The following is a 17111-nucleotide window of genomic DNA, read 5'->3' on the forward strand; positions in this document are numbered from 1 at the left end:
AACCCCGCAAGCAGCGGCGCAACTTGAAGCAGCTCCATTTGGAACTTAAGGAGTTGGGCTACGAAGGATCATATGACCGCGTGGCGGCATTTGCCAGGCAGTGGAAGGTGGGTCAATCGGAGTGGGTCAATTCTGCGAGCAAACGAACAGACTGAAAACCAAGGCAAGCGCACCGCAGGCGTGGACCGGAAATTATGGGAAACGCCGTTGCAGAAGTTTGCAGCGATTGGGCAGTTGGAGAAGCGCCGTTACAGACCCCTGCCACTACGGAGGGTCTATATCCTCCCTAAGGCCAATGGAAAGGAACGCGCTCTGGGTATCCCGACCATGAAAGATCGAGCTATGCAAGCGCTGCATCTGCTAGCGCTCGATCCGGTGCTGGAGGCCGTGAGCGACCCGAACTCTTATGGGTTTAGGAAGAATCGTTCTACAGCAGACGCAATGGGGCAGCTGTTCGTGAAGATGTCTCAGAAGGCTTCGGCCAGCTGGGTATTAGACGCGGACATCGAAGGGTTCTTCGACAACATCAACCACGACTGGATGATCAAACATGTCTGTATGGACAAAGTGATTCTTCGGAAATGGCTGAAATCCGGGGTCGTAGACCGGGCGCAGTTGCTGGCAACCACAGCGGGAACGCCGCAGGGCGGCATCATCAGCCCTGCATTGGCAAACTGGACGTTGAACGGATTGGAAACGGAACTGATTAAGCACCTCGGTGCGAAATTCGGTAAGTCGAAAATCAAAGGACTCAAAGTAGGTGTTGTGCGATATGCGGACGATTTCGTGGTTCCATGCGGTTCATCTGAACTGCTCGAAACAGAGATCCGGCCATGGATAGAAGCCTTCCTCGCAAAACGAGGTCTGCGACTATCCGATGCCAAGACCAAGATCGTGCACATCGACGAGGGGTTCGACTTCCTTGGGTGGAATTTCCGGAAGTACGGGGAAAAGCTGCTCATCAAGCCGAGTAAGAAGAACTCGAAAGCGTTCTATGAAAAGCTGAGGAAAGTCATCGGCGAACATTTGATGGTACGGCACGAGGATCTAATCCGACTGCTAAATCCAATACTACGGGGTTGGGCGCAATATCACAGCCCGGTAGTAGCCAAACAAGCATTCTCGCGCATGGAGTCGTTGCTGTTCTGGCGACTGATGCGGTGGGCCAAGCGCAGGCATCCCAACAAGAACACCGAATGGATTCGTCGGAAATATTGGCGGACAGTCGGTGAACGAAGGTGGGTGTTTGCTGCAGACGTCGCAACGAAGGATGGCAACAAAGCTGCGATGGAATTGTACTCACTTGCGAGTACTCCCATTGAGCGCCATAAGAAGATCATGGGGGATTATCATCCTTATGATCCGCAGTGGGAGGAATATGGTGAAGCTCTCCGACAGGAACGCATGTTGAAAAACATGGGCTACCGAAAGGAATGGGCCAAACTATACGCTGACCAACGCGGCCTTTGCGCGCTCTGTGAATACGAGATGGACGTAGACACAGGATGGCATGACCACCACATAGAGTACCGTGTGATGGGTGGATCCGAGGCTCTTGGAAATCGAGTATTATTGCATCCAAATTGTCATACTCAAGTGCACCGCCTTGGTTTGATTGTTGTGAAACCGGTTCCTGTATAGGAATTTTTATTATGCTTGAGCCGTGTGCTGCGAAAGTCGCATGCACGGTTCTTAGGGGGGAGGGGTTCTGGCAACAGACCCTTCCTACCCTCCACGCCCACACCCCGAAAAACAGCCCATGAGCGAATCCGCATTCACCTACAGCCAGGACCAGTTGAAGCAGCTTGCACGCGACGTATTGACGTATGCGCGCGAGGTTGGTGGCACCGATGCCGCCGTTGAAATCAGCGAAGGAAGCGGTTTGTCGGTGTCGGTCCGGAAGAGCAAGATCGAAACGATCGAGCAGAACCGCGACAAAGGCATGGGCGTGACCGTCTTTGTCGGCAAGAAGCGCGGCAATGCCAGCACCTCCGATTTCTCCGCCAAGTCGCTGCGCGCGGCAGTGGAAGCGGCGCACAATATCGCCCGCTTTACCGCCGAGGATGACTGCGCCGGCCTGGCCGATGAGGACATGCTGGAAAAGCATCCGCAAGACCTCAAGCTGCACTATCCATGGCATATCGCCACTGAGGAAGCGGTGGTGCTGGCGCAGCGCGCCGAGCAGGCCGCGTTCGACGTCGATGCGCGCGTGACCAATAGCGAAGGCGCCGGTGTGCATGTGCAGCAATCGCACTTCGTTTCGGCTAATTCGCGCGGCTTTATCGGCGGCTATCCTTACTCGCGCCATACGCTGTCCGTGACCCCGATCGCTGGCAAGGGCGCCAGGATGCAGCGCGACGACTGGTACACCTCGGTGCGCGATCCGAAGAAAATGGCGTCCCCGGAAGCCGTGGGCCGTTATGCGGCCGAGCGCGCACTGGCCCGCCTGAATGCGCGCAAGCTGAATACCCGCACCTGCCCGGTGCTGTTCGAAGCGCCGCTGGCCGCCGGCCTGCTGGGCGCCTTCGTACAGGCCACCTCGGGCGGCGCGCTGTACCGCAAATCGACTTTCCTGCTCGATACCCTGGGCAAGAGCGTGTTCCCGTCCCACATCCAGGTGAAGGAAGATCCGCACGTAGTGGGCGGCATCGGCTCGGCGCCGTTTGACGAAGAGGGTGTGCGCACCTCCAAGCGCGATGTGGTGAAGGATGGCGTACTGCAGGGCTATTTCCTGTCGACGTATTCGGCGCGCAAGCTGGGTATGAAGACCACCGGCAACGCAGGCGGCTCGCACAATCTGTCGCTGACTTCCAAGCTGACGGCGAAGGACGACGACTTCGCAGGCATGCTGCGCAAGATGGGCACCGGCCTGCTGGTGACCGAGCTGATGGGCCAGGGCACCAACTATGTGACCGGCGACTACAGCCGCGGCGCGTCCGGCTACTGGGTCGAAAACGGTGTGATTCAATACCCGGTCGAAGAGATCACCATCGCTGGCAATATGAAGGAAATGTTCCAGCAGATCATGGGCATCGGCACCGACGTGCTGGTGCGCGGCACCAAGCAAACCGGCTCGATCCTGATTGAGAAAATGGTAGTTGCCGGAAACTAAAGATTTCCATACACTCTCCCGAAGCTGTAGCGTTTTCCCCGACGTACAACACTTCTAAGGAGACAACACGTATGGAACGTCGTTCCTTCATCAAGAAGGCAGCAGCAGGCGCGGGTGCGAGCGTAATTGCCGCCCCGGCGCTGGCCGCGGAGCTGCCCGCCATCAACTGGCGCCTGGCTTCCAGTTTCCCCAAATCCCTGGATACCATCTTCGGCGCCGCTGATACCTTCACCAAACGCGTTTCCCAACTGACCGGCGGCAAATTCAATATCCGCTCCTTCGCCGCGGGCGAGGTGGTGCCCGGCCTGCAGGTGCTGGACGCTGTCTCCGCCGGCACCGTCGAATGCGGCCACAGCGCGACTTACTACTACTTCGGCAAAGACCCGACATTCTCCTTCGACTGCGCCGTACCTTTCGGCCTGACTTCGCGCCAGCACACGGCGTGGTATGAGCAGGGCGGCGGCCGCGAACTGCTGCGCGCCTTTTTCAAGGACTATGGCGTGGTCAATTTCCTGGGCGGGAATTCCGGCACCCAGATGGGCGGCTGGTTCCGCAAGGAAGTGAAGACGCTGGCGGACCTGAAGGGCACCAAGATGCGCATCGCCGGTTTCGCCGGCAAGGTGATGGAACGTCTGGGCGCGGTGCCGCAGCAGCTGGCCGGCGGCGATATTTATCCAGCGCTGGAAAAAGGCACGATCGACGCCGCGGAATGGGTCGGTCCCTACGACGACGAGAAGCTGGGCTTCTACAAGGTCGCGCCGTACTACTACTATCCGGGCTGGTGGGAGGCGGGTGCGTCCTTCTCCTTCTACATCAACCTGAAAGAGTGGGAGAAGCTGCCGAAGGAATATCAGGCGGCCATTGAAGCGGCAACCTACGAAGCCCACGTGGTGATGCAGGCCGAGTACGACTTCAAGAACCCGACCGCATTGGCGCGCCTGCTGAAGAGCGGCGTGAAACTGCGCGGCTTCCCAACCGATATGATGGACGCGGCCTACAAGGTGGCGACCGAACTGTTCGCCGAAGAAGCGGCGCGCAACGCCAAATTCGCCAAGATCTACGAACCGTGGAAGCGCTTCCGCCACGACCAGAACCAGTGGGCCTCGATTGCCGAAGCCACGATGCAGAATTATCTGATCAAGGCCGACCGCGGCAAGTAATCAGGTTCCTACCGCTGCCACGATTTGCTCGCGCAACCACTGGTGGGCAGGATCGCGGTGGCGGCGTTCGTGCCACAGCATCGTCATCTCGTAGCCAGGGACCGCCAGCGGCGGTTCCATGATCTTCAGCGCAGCATTTCCCCGTACCAGCCGCTCCGGCACCATCGCCACCATGTCCGTATGCGCGACGATGTGCAGCATGGCCATGAAGTGCGGCACCGACAGCACCACGCGCCTTGCCAGTCCCGCCTCCGCCAGCGCCTCATCGGTCACGCCCGTGAACCCGCCGCCGTCGGGCGAGACAATCACGTGTTCCAGATCGCAGAACTGCTTTAGCGACGGGCGCCGTTTGGCTTTCGGATGCGCCTCGCGCATCGCCAGCACATAGCTTTCCTTGAACAGCGGCCGCGCTCTCAGGCCGGATGGCGCGCCTTCGGTGGTGTGAAAGGCGATATCGACTTCTCCTTGCTCCGCCTGGCGCGCCATGCGCGGCGGCACAGCCTCCAGCACAGCCAGTCGCGTGCCGGGCGCCAGTGTGCGTATCGCTGCCAGCGCAGGCAGCAGGATGGCTGATTCCGCGTAATCAGTGGCGGCCACGCGCCAGGTCTGGTCCGCCGCTGCGGGATCGAAGGGCGTAGAAGGCGCCACCGCTTGCGCCAGCCCTTCCAGTGCCTGCCGCAGCGGCTCGCGCAACGCGTCCGCCCGCGCGGTGGGACGCATGCCGCGTGGCCCTGGCAGCAGCAAGGGATCGCCAAACGCCTCGCGCAAGCGCGCCAGATGCACGCTGACGGCGGGCTGCGACAGATGCAAGCGCTCCGCTGCACGTGTGACGTTATGCTCTGCCAGCAGCGCGTCCAGCGTGAGCAGCAGATTGAGGTCGAGCCGGTGCAAATTATTCATCGTAATATCTGGAATTTATGGAATTCATTTCCAATATACCTTGAGCAGCCCTAATCTGCAGGGCATGAATACTTTAATCGTGTATGCCCATCCCGAGCCCCGTTCGCTGAACGGGTCCCTTAAAAACTTCATGGTCGAGCGCCTGCAAGCGGCCGGCCACACCGTGCAGGTCTCCGACTTGTACGCCATGGGCTGGAAGTCCGCGCTCGATGTGGACGACAGCCTGGACGGCGCCGCCGGTCCCCGCTTTCTGCCGGAGCAGGACTCGCGCCGTGCTTACGACAACGGCCGCCAGAGCCCGGACATCGCCTCCGAACAAGCCAAACTGCTGTGGGCGGACGCCGTGATCATCCAGTTCCCGCTGTGGTGGTTCTCGGTCCCCGCGATTCTGAAAGGCTGGTTCGAACGTGTGTATGCGAACGGCTTCGGCTACGGCGTCGGTGAGCATTCAGAACTGCGCTGGGGCGACCGCTACGGTGAAGGCACGCTGGCAGGCAAGCGCGCAATGATCGTGGTAACCGCTGGCGGCTGGGAATCGCATTACAGTCCGCGCGGCATCAACGGCGCGATCGACGATCTGCTGTTCCCCATCCAGCACGGCATGCTGTACTACCCCGGCTTCGACGTGCTGCCCCCCTTCGTGGCCTACCGCGTGGGCCGCACCGATGAAGCCCGCTACGCCGCGCTATGCCGCGCCCTGGGTGAGCGCATGGATACGCTGTTCGAAACGCCACCGATCCCGTACCGCAAGCAGAACGCAGGCGATTACGAGATCCCGGCCATGACACTCAAGTCGCATATCGCGCCGGGCCGCGAAGGCCTTAGTGTGCATCTCAAGGAACCAGGGTCTCGATAAACGCGCGCGCAGCGGCGGACAGGCTGCGCTGGCGGGGATAGAGCAGGGAGAAAGGCCTGCTGCGTCCCCATAGCTGCGGCAGCACCGGCACCAGCGCTCCGCGTGCCAGGCGCTCCTGCACGACGAAATGGAAGCCATGGCAAATGCCCAGTCCCGCTTCCGCCAATGAGATCACGCCGAGCGGATCGTCCGACACCTGCACCAGTGACTGGGGCGTCCAGTCGATATCTTCGCCGTCGCGGCGCAGCTGCCAAGGCACCGCACGGCCGGTGCTGGGCATGAGGAAGGACAGGCAACGGTGCTCGGCCAGCGCCTCGATGCTGTCCGGCAGACCGGCCTGCGCGGCATACGATGGCGAACAGACCAGCACCAACTGCGCGTCTTCCAGCTTGCGCGCTATCAGGCTGCTGTCCTTCAGCATGCCCTGGCGAATTGCGAAGTCATATCCATCCGCTGCGAGATCGACGTTGCGGTTGCTGATGTTCAGATCGACGCGTACGCCGGGATGCAGCGCTGTGAAGCGCTGCAGCAGGGCAGGCAGACGGTAATTGCCGAAGGTGGTCGGCGCGGTGATGCGGATGCGCCCCGTTACGGCACCGGCCGTGCCCTGGATTGCACGCTCCGCTTCATCGATTTGCGCAAAGGCGGCGCGGGATTGTTCCATGTAGAGCTGGCCGGCTTCGGTCAGGCTCATGCTGCGTGTGGTCCGGCGCAGCAGCTGGCTGCCCAGGCGTGCCTCCAGGCGGGCAATCGCGCGGCTGACGACGGAGGGCGTGGTGGATAGCGCCACTGCGGCAGCCGTCAACGAGCCACGCTCGACGACAGTCACGAAAGTCTCCACATCGGCGAGGTGGTCAAAGCGTCGCGTCATTATTGTCTCAAAAGAACAAATGAATTGGGTTGGCGGTAGTTTATCTCCTATGAAGGCTTGAATAAAGTGGCATCCATCGACAACCTGATGGAGAAGAACATGCTGAAAAAACTGAGCCTGGCGGCCTTGCTGGCGGCCGCCTTCGATGCCCAGGCCGCCAATGTGCTGGTGGTGCTGTCCGACGAGCATACGCTGGATCTCAAAGCAGGTAAGACCTACGAAACGGGCGCTTACCTGAATGAGTTGATGCAGCCGGCGAAGATGCTGCTGGATGCCGGCCACTCAATTACTTTCGCCACGCCAAAAGGCATGGCGCCGGCCATCGACAGGAACTCGCTCGATCCCATGTTCTTCGGGAACGACAAGGCGGCGATGGAAGCGCATCGGAAGCTGCTGGACCAGCTGCGCCTGACCGATCCTGTGAATTCGCCGGTGGTCAGCCTGGCGCGCGTGGCGCAGCAAGGCGTGGGGCGTTTCGATGCGGTCTTTGTGCCGGGCGGCCACGCGCCAATGCAGGATCTGCTGAAGGACGAGGGCCTGGGTAAAGTGCTGACCGCCTTCCATAACGCCGGCAAGCCCACTGCGCTGGTGTGCCATGGTCCGGCAGCCTTGCTGTCCGCACTGCCGGATACCAAAGGCTTTGCCTTGAAAATGGAGCAGAAGGGAAGCGCGCCGCATCCGAACTGGATCTATGCGGGCTACAAGGTGACGGCATTCAGCAATGCCGAGGAAGAGGCGTCCAAGGCCCAGCTGAATGGTGGCGAAATGAAGTTCACACCGCAGACTGCGCTGGAACAGGCCGGCCTGAAGTTCAGCGCCGCAGGACTGTGGCAATCGAATGTGGTGGTGGACCGCGAACTGATCACGGGACAGAACCCATTCTCCGCGCCCGCGGTGGGCGCCGAGCTGCTGAAGCGCCCGTGATACAACGTGGCCGGTCCTGCCCTCCAGCGGACCGGCCATGAGCCGCGTTAAGCGGTGGTGACTTTGATTGCCACGTCGATATTGCCGCGTACGGCTTTGGAGTACGGGCAGATCTGGTCGGCGGCGTGGGCGACGGTGGTGGCTACTTCTTCGCTCAGGCCGGGCAGGTTCACGGTCAGGCGGGCGCCGAGGAAGTACGCCTCGCCGGTCTGGCCCAGGTCCACTTCGATGTCGACCGAGGTGTCGGCGGGCAGCTTCACATTGTTCTGTTCTGCGGCCAGGCCCAGGGCCAGGGAGTAGCAGGAAGACCAGGCGCCGGCGAACAGTTGTTCAGCGGTCGGGTGGGCGGCCACGGCGTCGAAAGTGATTTCTTTGGCGCCGGTGCCGTTCAGTTTCAGGTTCACTTTGCTGTTGTGATCGCCTGCTTTGACTTGGGTGGTGTGGGTTTTGCCGGTAACGAGGACTTTTTCGATTTTGCTCATGATTTGCTCCTTAAAAATATGTAGCGGATACGTTTATATAGTGCACTATTAAACTGCCACGTTCAAAGCGACGTCGATGTTGCCCTTGGTGGCTTTCGAGTACGGGCACATTGCGTCGGCGCCATGGGCGATTTCGGTGGCGATGTCCAGCGGCAGGCCGGGCACGCTCAGGGTCAGGCGGGCTTGCAGGAAGTATTGGTCGCCGGTCTGGCCCAGGTCGACTTCGATATCGACCGCAGTGTCGGCCGGCAGTTGCACGCCTTTGCTGGAGGCGACGATGCTCACGGCGCTGATGTAGCAGGCGGACCAGGCGCCGGCAAACAGCTGCTCGGCAGTCGGATGGGCTGCGATGGCTTCGAAGGCGTAAGCTTTAGCGCCAGTACCGCTCAGGTTCAGATTGACTTTGCTGTTGTGATCGCCGGGCTTGGTCGGGGTGGTGTGGGTTTTGCCGGTGACCAGGACTTTTTCGATTTTGCTCATGATTTACTCCGTTAAGTTAGTTTGTGGCGTATGCGATTAGTTCGCATCCGATTAATAGCATTCTCGTGCACGGAAGGGCGCATGTCAAGGCCTTTGTGGCACACTGCGGAAATGAGAATTTTTATGAAAACAGCGGTTGCGATAGCCCTGCTTCCGGCGGCGTTGGCATTTGCGCAATCCGGGCCGCCGCCAACCGCGGCACAGCGCGAGCAGTTCAAGTCCTGCGTCGATGAAGAAGACAGCCTGCAGGAACAGCGGCTGTCCCTGATTCGCCGCCAGGACGAGCACAAGCTGGCGCTGAAGCGCACCCAGGATGAGATTGCGGCTCACATGGCGAGCGCGTCCACCGTGAGCCGAGACGATGCGGCAGCCGTTGCGGCCTTCAACGCCAGGCAGGAAGCGCTGGACGCGCGTGGCGCGGAGCTGAATGCGCAAGGAGAAAAGCTGAACCGCGAACAGACGCAGTTCAATGCCCGTATCTCGGAAGCGAACAAGCGCTGCAACGGCATGATCTTCTCGCACAAAGACCGCGACGCCATCCGCCGCGAGAACGCCAGCGGGGGCAAGAAGAACTAGCGCCGGCGTGCGCCCGGGCCTACCATGGGCCTATGGACGTCAAGCGACAATCGGAGCTGTTCCCGGAGCTCAGCGGTAAGTCCGAGCCGGGACATCACGAACACAAACATCCCGGCGAGCCGGGCTATCCGCAAGCCCATGCGCTCGACAAGCTGCGCCGCAAGCAGGTGAGGCGGGTGCGCAAACTCGGCAAACCCTAGGAAGACTCAGCGCACTTCCAATACGCGAGTTTGCGGGTCGGTGCGCAGGAAGCGGTCGACCGAATCCACCGTGATGGTATCGATCTGGCCTGCCATGCGCTGGCCGAAGGGATGATCGTCGAACGCCACATTGGCGCGGAACATGCGCGCGCCGAGGCGTGTAGCGGCATCGATGTGCACCGTGCCCGGCATGAAGCCCGCCTGTTTCAGCCAGCGCTGCGCTTCGTCGCGGGTTTCCACGGCGCCCGGCGCGGCCGATGCGGCCGCCAGCATCTCAAGCACCCACTGGTTTGAATTCTGATAGCGCGTCGAGAAAGCGTAGGCCAGCATGTTGTAGCTTGACTGGTGCATGCGCAGTGGCGTGCGGGAGGCCAGCAACTGCGCCATCTTCTGCTGCACGGCCGGTGCCGGAATCACGATCTCTGCGTTGAACTGGTACAGATCCGTCAGGAAGAAATTGCCCAGGCCTTCGTTGTAGAGATGGGAGTCCGCCGTGCCGCATTCGTTCAGCAGATGGACCACGGTCCAGCGGCCTTCGGGATGGTCGCGCCATACAAGGCCCACGTGCGAGTAGCGCACGTTATAGCGGGATAAGTTCTGTCCCGCGCGGGCGATGAGGGCCAACTGCGCGCCGCTCGCCTCCAGCGCGTCCATGCTGTGCTGCGCCAGATCCATCGACTTGCGTACTTCGTCTACCGACATGGGCTTGTCTTCACATTGCTGGCCGGCGCGAGCCAGCGCGGAGCAAGCCAGCAGCAGCGCAAGCAGCAGGCGGCGCATGATCAATTCACCTTGCTGTGATGGAGCAGGGCTTTGCCCGACTCGTTCGGAATGAAGGCCAGCACCTTGCCCGACGCGACCAGCGCCTGGCCTGCCGACATCGCCACCACTTCAACCACCGTACCCGTCGCCAGCGACAGGCCGCCAGCTGCGGTGCCGCTGAAGCGCAGCGTCGCCGTGCTGGCTTCAGACCCGCCCTTCACCACAACCTCGATACCATCACCGGCCGTCTTCACACTTTCAACCACCACGCTGCCTGCCGCGCCGGCGACGAGAAGCGAACCTCCCACCACGCCAACGGACAGTTCGCCAGGACCGCGGATCGAACCAACCGAACCGTCATGCGCCTGGCTGGCGATGCTGGCGACAGCGAGAAGGGATGCGAGCAGAACTTTTTTCATTGGATAGCTCCTGGTTAAGAGTTGTCATCATTGTCCGGCTGCGGCGTACGTGCAATGCGGAAAAACATCGTCGCAAGCGCCAGCGCTGCTGGTATCATATTTCGATACTTATTGACGGGGTGGGAGCTATGTCTAGTGTGGCGCGACTTGTCGATGCCCTGAAGCGGCAACTGAAGGCCAAAGGAATGACCTATGCGGATCTGGGGCAGCGCATCGGGCTGTCCGAGCCGAGCATCAAGCGCATGTTCGCCAGCCGCAACTTCACGCTGGAGCGGCTGGAGCAGGTGCTGAATGTGCTGGAGCTGGACCTGGCCACGCTGGCGCAGTCGTCGGCCGATGCGCCGCAGCTGATTTCGCGGCTGACCTATGCGCAGGAAGAGGAAATCACGGGCGACGTGAAGCTGCTGCTGGTGGCGGTGCTGGCGCTGAACCAGGTGCCGGTGGAAGAGATCGTGGCGGACTTCAAGATCAGCGCAGCAGAGGCCACGGCCTGTCTGCTCAAGCTGGACAAGACCGGCTTCCTGATTCTGAAGCCGAACAATAAGGTGAAGCTGCTGGTGTCGCGCACGTTCAGCTGGATACCCGATGGGCCAATCCAGGCCTGGTTCCGCCGCGAAGCGTCTGCGGATTATTTCGACAGCCGCTTTGACGGCCGCGATGAAATCATGCGTCTGGTGAGTGTGATGCTGTCGCCGCAATCGATGCGCGCCTTGCAGGAGCGCCTGCAGCAGGTGGCCGACGAGTTCTCGCGCCAGCATCAGGATGATGCGCGGCTGCCGTATGACCAGCGCCGCGCCGTGACCTTCATGCTCGCCGCGCGGCCCTGGATACCCAAGGCCTTCGCGGCGCTACAGCGTTAGATACCGCGCAGGGAGCGCAGCACCGGTTGCAGGATGGAGGCGCCCAGCTTTGCGCTGCGTGCACCGTTCCAGCCGTTGACGTCGTCCGGATCGTTGGCGTTGTCCTTGAACGGCATTTCCAGGGTCAGCGACAGGCAGCCGAACAGGTGGGTGATGTGCGGCGAACCCATGGTCAGCACTTCCGGCGTGTAGGGCGATTCGCCATAGCCGTGTTCCGACTGGAAATCCGGCGACGCGATCTTGAAGTCGGCGATGAACTTGTCCTGCGCCGCGCGCTGTTCCTTGGTGAAGCTCGGCAGGGCTTCGCTGCCGGCCACGAAGACGTAAGGCAGGCCTTCATCGCCGTGGATATCCAGGAACATATCGCAGCCGATTTCCTTCATCTTCTCCTTGACCAGGAACACTTCAGGGCTGCGCTCCATCGAAGGCTCGTTCCACTCGCGGTTCAGATTCGCGCCGGACGCGTTGGTGCGCAGATTGCCGCGCACGGAGCCGTCCGGATTCATGTTCGGCACCACGTAGAAGCAGGCATCCTGCAGGCACTGGCTGGCGAAAGGATCGGCCGGGTCCAGCAGGGCCTCGACCATGCCTTCCACGAACCACTCGGCCATGGTTTCGCCCGGGTGCTGGCGCGCGATGACCCACACCTTCTTCTCGGCATCCGGATCGCCGATGACCAGCATGTTCAGGTCGTGGCCGTCGATGGTGCTGCCGAGGTCCACCAGCTGGGTCAGCGGGGACAGCTGGGCCGAATCCAGCAGGGCCAGGTGGCGCTCCCACGAATAAGGCTCGAAGTAAGCGTAGTAGACGCTGTCGTGCTCAGGCGCATGCTCAATGGTCATCACCTCGCCGTCGTAGCTGGTCGGGACACGGAACCAGGTTTCGCGGTCGTAGGACGCTACCGCCTGATAATCCTTCCAGCCATCCGGATACGCAGCCTTGGCGGCGTTCAGGAAGCGGATCGTCAGCGGCACCGCCTGCGCGCCCTGCACGCGGAAGTAGAACCACTGGATGATGTCGGCGTGGGAATCCTTGCGGATATTGAGGTCGATATCGCCCGCGGTGGTAACGCTGACGATGTCGATGGCGCCAGCGTCGAACTGGCTGCTAACTTTGATAGACATTGTGTGTCCCATTGGAAAATAAGGCGCCTGTTGCGCAGAGCCCAACATAATACTCCTTCCGCGATTATTGAAGCTACAATGTTTGCCAAAATCACTATTTTGGAGACTCGTCCATGCAACGTCGCAGCTTCCTGAAAAACACCGCCGCCGCGGCAGGCGCCGGCACGCTGGCAATTCCGGCCATGGCACAGGGGCCGCAAGCGGTCACCTGGCGCATGGCGTCCAGCTTCCCGAAAACGCTGGATGCGATCTTTGGCCCGGCCGAGCAGTTCATCAAGCGGGTGTCTGAACTCACCGGCGGCAAATTCGTGATTCGCCAATACGCGGCGGGCGAGGTGGTGCCGGGCTTGCAAGTGATGGACGCCGTGCAGGCCGGCACGGTCGAAATCGGCCACACGCCGGCCTACTACTATTTCGGCAAAGATCCCACCTTCTGCTTCGACTGTGCCGTGCCTTTCGGCCTGACCTCGCGCCAGCAGACGGCGTGGATGGAGCAGGGCGGCGGCCTGCAGCTGCTGCGCGAGTTCTACAAGGGCTACGGCATCATCAACTTCATGGGCGGGAACACCGGCACCCAGATGGGCGGCTGGTTCCGCCGCGAGATCAAGACGCTGGCCGATATGAAAGGCCTGAAGATGCGCGTGGCCGGCTTCGCGGGGCGCGTGATGGAGCGCATGGGTGTGGTGCCGCAGCAGATTCCGGCCAGCGACGTTTATTCCGCGCTGGAGAAGGGCTCGATCGACGCGGCCGAGTGGGTTGGTCCGTATGACGATGAAAAACTCGGCCTGGCCAAGGTCGCGCCGCACTACTACTATCCGGGCTGGTGGGAAGCGGGGCCGCAGCTATCGTTCTACGTCGGCATCTCTGCTTGGGAAAAGCTGCCGAAGGAATACCAGGCGGCGTTTGAAGTGGCGGCCTATGAGTGCCATGTCCGCATGCAGGCCGACTACGACGCCAAGAATCCCGCCGCGCTGGCCCGCCTGATCAAGAACGGCGTCAAGCTGCACCCGTTCTCGAAAGAGATCATGGACGAAGCCTACAAGATTTCGGTGGCGACGATGGAAGAAGAGTCCGCTAAAAACGCCAAATTCCGCAAGATCTACGAGCCGTGGAAAAGGTTCCGCCACGACCAGAACCAATGGGCCTCGATCGCCGAAGCCACCATGCAAAACTACCTCATCAACGCCACCCGCCGCTAACTTCAGCGGAGGCCGCCGAAGCGGTTGTAGAAGCTGGAGGCGGCGGTGGGGGCTTCGGGGTCTTCGCGGCGCAGCATGGTGAGGACGTGGCGTTCGGATTGTTCCCACGTCAGCCGATACAGTTCGCGCGCCAGGCTGTACGCAGCGGCGCCCGGCCACGGATTGGGCAGCAGCTCGACCGGCAGCTGCGGGTCGTGCAGCTGTACGCGGCGGTAGGCGTGGATCACCAGCGAGCGCACCACGAAAGCCTGTTCGGGATCAACGGGCTCGGCTGCTTCGCGCAGCATGTCCAGCAGCGGCGTGAAGAGATCCACGAATTTGGTGTAGCCGGTTATCACCTCGGACAAATCCCACCCTTCGCCAACCAGATCCGACAGCGGCTTGCCGTGTACGCCGGGCAGCTCGCTCGCCTGGCACACATACACCTTGCTCAGCATGCCCATGCGCTGCAGCAGCGCTTCCAGCGCTTCGTGATCGCCGGCGGGATGGCAGGCGATGCCCGGCGCGATCACGCTGTAGCCCTCCCACAACAATTCCTTGCGCATCAGCGCGCGTTCGGACGCGTCCAGGCCGTTCGTCCCCAGCACCAGGGTCCAGTTGCCCGACCAGTGCGTATCCAGCGGCGAGTAGATGCGGCGGAAGGCCCGGCTCAGCCGTGGCTGCGCGTCCGGCATCACGGCGTAGTTGCTGCGGCGGCCGTCGCGCTGGGCGCCCAGCCAGCCTTCCTGCGCCAGGCGGAACACCGAGGTGCGCACCAGCCTGTCATTCATGCCGAACGGCGCCAGCAGATCGATCAGGCTGCCCAGCCAGACCATGCCTCCGTGGGGCACAACCGCGTCGCCAAAGATGGTCATTACCAGGGATTTCGAGCGCGGTGGCTCGCCGGAAAGAAATCCGGCAATCCAGTCATTGATTTTCTGGTTATTTTGCATAGACCTGAGTTTATACACTGACGACACTCAGGATACAGAAATTTTATATGACTCAAAAAAATAGTATGCAAACGCGAATCTGTATCGTATTATGATCTCACACTCGCTAGGAGACTTCCCACATGTACGCTCAAATGGTGGAAACCGGACTGAAAAATGTCCGTACGCTGGAAGACATGAGCGCCGAAGAGCGCGCTTTCCAGGACCGCATCGACGCCGGCATCAAGATCGAACCCAAAGACTGGATGCCCGAGGCCTACCGCAAGACCCTGATCCGCCAGATTTCCCAGCACGCCCACTCCGAGATCGTCGGACAGCTGCCGGAAGGCAACTGGGTGACCCGCGCGCCGACCCTGAAGCGCAAGTCCATCCTGCTGGCCAAGATCCAGGACGAAGCCGGCCATGGCCTCTATCTCTACAGCGCCGCCGAAACCCTGGGCGTGTCGCGCGATGAGCTGCTGCAGGCGCTGCACAGCGGCAAAGCCAAATATTCGTCCATCTTCAATTACCCAACCCTGAGCTGGGCCGACATGGGCGCCATCGGCTGGCTGGTGGATGGCTCGGCCATCATCAACCAGATCCCGCTGTGCCGCTGCTCCTACGGACCCTACTCGCGCGCCATGATCCGCGTCTGCAAGGAGGAATCTTTCCATGCGCGCCAGGGCTACGACATCATGATGTCCCTCGCCAAAGGCACGCCGGAACAGAAGGCGATGGCGCAGGATGCGCTGAACCGCTGGTGGTGGCCGTCGCTGATGATGTTCGGCCCGTCCGATGCGGAGTCCGTGAACAGCGCGCAGTCCACCGCCTGGCGCATCAAGCTGTTCTCCAACGATGAACTGCGCCAGCGCATGGTCGATCAGACGGTGCCGCAGGCTGAATTCCTGGGCCTGACGATTCCTGACCCGGATTTGAAGTGGAACGAGGAGCGTGGCAGCTACGACTTCGGCGAGATCGACTGGTCGGAATTCCACAACGTCCTGAAGGGCAATGGACCATGCAACCGCGAGCGCCTGCGCACCCGCGTGAAAGCCTACGAAGACGGCGCCTGGTTCCGCGATGCGCTGGTAGCGTACGCCGACAAACACAATAAGGAGCAGGCTGCGGCCTGATCAGAACCCACGGCAGAAAGCAGGTGGCAGCCACATCGTGGCTGCCACCAGGTTCACGCCTTGGGTGTTCCAGGAATTCGAGAAGGAGACAACATGAGCAAAGAATGGCCACTGTGGGAAGTATTCATCCGCAGCCAGCACGGCCTGGCCCACAAGCACGTCGGCAGCCTGCATGCGCCGGACGCCGAGATGGCGATCAATAATGCGCGCGACGTGTACACCCGCCGCAACGAAGGCGTAAGCATCTGGGTCGTACGCGCTGCCGACATCGTATCCAGCGCGCCTTCCGACAAGGGCCCGCTGTTCGAACCGTCCAACAGCAAAGTCTATCGCCACCCGACCTTCTTCCCGATGCCGGAAGAAGTGAAGAACCTGTAAGGCGGCGGCCATGGACAACAAGGTAAATTACCTGCTGCGCCTGGGCGACAACGCCATGGTGCTGAGCCAGCGCCTGGCCGAATTGTGCGGCAAAGGCCCTGCGCTGGAAGAAGATATGGCGCTCTCCAACGTGTCGCTCGACCTGCTGGGCCAGACCCGCATGTGGTACAGCTACGCCGCCGAACTGGAAGGCAAGGAGCGTGACGAAGACAAGCTGGCCTTCCTGCGCGATGCCCACGACTACAAGAATGTGGTGCTGGTCGAACAGCCGAACGGCAATTACGGCATGACCATGATGCGCCAGTTCTTCTTCGACACCTGGCACTACTTCCTGATTGGCGCCCTGACCAAATCGTCCGATCCACGCATCGCGGAAATCGCCGAGAAATCGCTGAAGGAAGTGACCTACCATCTGCGCCGCAGCGGCGACCTGGTAGTGCGCTTGGGCGATGGCACGGATGTGAGCCACAAGTTCATGCAGACTGCGGCCGACGAGCTGTGGATGTACACCGGCGAAGTCTTCATCTACGACGAAGTCGATGAAGCGATGGTTGCCGAAGGCGTTGCGCCACCAGCCGCCATGCTGCGCGAGCAGTGGCTGGCTCACGTGTCCGACATCTTCGGCGAAGCCACTCTGGCCATGCCGCCGGCCGAGGCCTGGATGCAGAAGGGCGGCAAGCAAGGCCGTCACAGCGAACACCTGGGCTATCTGTTGGCCGAGATGCAGTTCCTGCAGCGTGCCTATCCCGGCGCGGAGTGGTGAG

Annotated in this window: 20 protein-coding genes; 12 read left to right on the forward strand and 8 right to left on the reverse strand. The window is 61.2% G+C overall.

Annotated features, from left to right (window positions below):
- Positions 1–207 precede the first annotated feature (207 nt).
- The 3 genes from ltrA (at position 208) to AB4Z19_RS19175 (ending at position 4272) form a co-directional block, all read left to right on the forward strand.
- The gene (gene ltrA / locus AB4Z19_RS19165) at positions 208–1641 is read left to right on the forward strand and encodes a group II intron reverse transcriptase/maturase (protein ID WP_442035796.1); all 1434 of its coding nucleotides are present in this window, start codon (positions 208–210) and stop codon (positions 1639–1641) included.
- Positions 1642–1759: 118 nt separating this feature from the next.
- Entirely contained in the window at positions 1760–3112 is a 1353-nt protein-coding gene (pmbA, locus tag AB4Z19_RS19170; protein ID WP_442021697.1) for a metalloprotease PmbA, read from the forward strand.
- 71 nt (positions 3113–3183) lie between these two features.
- Complete coding sequence (locus tag AB4Z19_RS19175) at positions 3184–4272, forward strand: TRAP transporter substrate-binding protein (protein WP_442021695.1); 1089 nt, start codon at positions 3184–3186, stop codon at positions 4270–4272.
- Here the strand turns inward: AB4Z19_RS19175 and AB4Z19_RS19180 are convergent, their stop codons facing one another.
- Entirely contained in the window at positions 4273–5172 is a 900-nt protein-coding gene (locus AB4Z19_RS19180; RefSeq protein WP_442035797.1) for a LysR family transcriptional regulator, read from the reverse strand.
- Positions 5173–5236: 64 nt separating this feature from the next.
- Between AB4Z19_RS19180 and AB4Z19_RS19185 the strand changes: the two genes are divergently transcribed.
- A complete protein-coding gene (locus AB4Z19_RS19185) occupies positions 5237–6028 on the forward strand; it encodes an NAD(P)H-dependent oxidoreductase (protein ID WP_442021691.1) in 792 nt (263 codons plus the stop codon).
- On the opposite strand, the gene AB4Z19_RS19190 is transcribed toward AB4Z19_RS19185, so the two are convergent.
- On the reverse strand, positions 6006–6899 hold the full coding sequence (locus AB4Z19_RS19190; RefSeq protein ID WP_442035798.1) for a LysR family transcriptional regulator: 894 nt from the start codon (positions 6897–6899) through the stop codon (positions 6006–6008). The genes AB4Z19_RS19185 and AB4Z19_RS19190 overlap by 23 nt on opposite strands.
- Positions 6900–6965: 66 nt before the next feature.
- Between AB4Z19_RS19190 and AB4Z19_RS19195 the strand changes: the two genes are divergently transcribed.
- Positions 6966–7823, forward strand: a complete 858-nt coding sequence (locus tag AB4Z19_RS19195) for a type 1 glutamine amidotransferase domain-containing protein (RefSeq protein WP_442021703.1) — start codon at positions 6966–6968, stop codon at positions 7821–7823.
- Positions 7824–7870: 47 nt separating this feature from the next.
- Here AB4Z19_RS19195 and AB4Z19_RS19200 read toward each other — a convergent pair whose 3' ends face one another.
- A complete protein-coding gene (locus tag AB4Z19_RS19200) occupies positions 7871–8305 on the reverse strand; it encodes an Ohr family peroxiredoxin (protein WP_442021687.1) in 435 nt (144 codons plus the stop codon).
- Between the two features lie 48 nt (positions 8306–8353).
- Positions 8354–8785, reverse strand: coding sequence for an Ohr family peroxiredoxin (locus tag AB4Z19_RS19205; protein ID WP_442021685.1), 432 nt, complete (start codon positions 8783–8785; stop codon positions 8354–8356).
- A gap of 123 nt (positions 8786–8908) precedes the next feature.
- Between AB4Z19_RS19205 and AB4Z19_RS19210 the strand changes: the two genes are divergently transcribed.
- Positions 8909–9361 carry a hypothetical protein gene (locus AB4Z19_RS19210; RefSeq protein ID WP_442021683.1) on the forward strand — a complete coding sequence of 151 codons (453 nt, stop codon included), beginning with the start codon at positions 8909–8911 and terminating at the stop codon, positions 9359–9361.
- 32 nt (positions 9362–9393) lie between these two features.
- Positions 9394–9561: a hypothetical protein gene (locus tag AB4Z19_RS19215; RefSeq protein WP_442021681.1), complete on the forward strand. Its 168-nt coding sequence runs from the start codon at positions 9394–9396 to the stop codon at positions 9559–9561.
- 6 nt (positions 9562–9567) lie between these two features.
- Here the strand turns inward: AB4Z19_RS19215 and AB4Z19_RS19220 are convergent, their stop codons facing one another.
- On the reverse strand, positions 9568–10341 hold the full coding sequence (locus tag AB4Z19_RS19220) for a DUF2145 domain-containing protein (protein ID WP_442035799.1): 774 nt from the start codon (positions 10339–10341) through the stop codon (positions 9568–9570).
- Positions 10342–10343: 2 nt separating this feature from the next.
- Entirely contained in the window at positions 10344–10742 is a 399-nt protein-coding gene (locus AB4Z19_RS19225; protein WP_442021677.1) for a hypothetical protein, read from the reverse strand.
- A gap of 128 nt (positions 10743–10870) precedes the next feature.
- On the opposite strand from AB4Z19_RS19225, the gene AB4Z19_RS19230 reads away from it, so the two are divergent.
- On the forward strand, positions 10871–11602 hold the full coding sequence (locus AB4Z19_RS19230; protein WP_442021675.1) for a helix-turn-helix domain-containing protein: 732 nt from the start codon (positions 10871–10873) through the stop codon (positions 11600–11602).
- On the opposite strand, the gene AB4Z19_RS19235 is transcribed toward AB4Z19_RS19230, so the two are convergent.
- Positions 11599–12726, reverse strand: a complete 1128-nt coding sequence (locus AB4Z19_RS19235) for a M14 family metallopeptidase (protein WP_442021673.1) — start codon at positions 12724–12726, stop codon at positions 11599–11601. The two genes, AB4Z19_RS19230 and AB4Z19_RS19235, sit on opposite strands and share 4 nt — an antisense overlap.
- A 113-nt stretch (positions 12727–12839) precedes the next feature.
- Between AB4Z19_RS19235 and AB4Z19_RS19240 the strand changes: the two genes are divergently transcribed.
- On the forward strand, positions 12840–13925 hold the full coding sequence (locus AB4Z19_RS19240) for a TRAP transporter substrate-binding protein (RefSeq protein ID WP_442035800.1): 1086 nt from the start codon (positions 12840–12842) through the stop codon (positions 13923–13925).
- A gap of 2 nt (positions 13926–13927) precedes the next feature.
- Here the strand turns inward: AB4Z19_RS19240 and paaX are convergent, their stop codons facing one another.
- Positions 13928–14857 carry a phenylacetic acid degradation operon negative regulatory protein PaaX gene (gene paaX / locus AB4Z19_RS19245; protein ID WP_442021669.1) on the reverse strand — a complete coding sequence of 310 codons (930 nt, stop codon included), beginning with the start codon at positions 14855–14857 and terminating at the stop codon, positions 13928–13930.
- A 122-nt stretch (positions 14858–14979) separates the two neighbouring features.
- Between paaX and paaA the strand changes: the two genes are divergently transcribed.
- The 3 genes from paaA (at position 14980) to paaC (ending at position 17110) form a co-directional block, all read left to right on the forward strand.
- Positions 14980–15969 carry a 1,2-phenylacetyl-CoA epoxidase subunit PaaA gene (gene paaA, locus AB4Z19_RS19250; RefSeq protein WP_442021667.1) on the forward strand — a complete coding sequence of 330 codons (990 nt, stop codon included), beginning with the start codon at positions 14980–14982 and terminating at the stop codon, positions 15967–15969.
- 93 nt (positions 15970–16062) lie between these two features.
- Positions 16063–16347, forward strand: a complete 285-nt coding sequence (paaB, locus tag AB4Z19_RS19255; protein WP_442021665.1) for a 1,2-phenylacetyl-CoA epoxidase subunit PaaB — start codon at positions 16063–16065, stop codon at positions 16345–16347.
- Between the two features lie 10 nt (positions 16348–16357).
- Positions 16358–17110, forward strand: a complete 753-nt coding sequence (gene paaC, locus AB4Z19_RS19260) for a 1,2-phenylacetyl-CoA epoxidase subunit PaaC (RefSeq protein WP_442021663.1) — start codon at positions 16358–16360, stop codon at positions 17108–17110.
- Position 17111: the final 1 nt, after the last annotated feature.

Origin of the sequence: Pseudoduganella sp. RAF19 (assembly GCF_052114165.1) — a bacterium.
Lineage (GTDB): Bacteria > Pseudomonadota > Gammaproteobacteria > Burkholderiales > Burkholderiaceae_D > Rugamonas.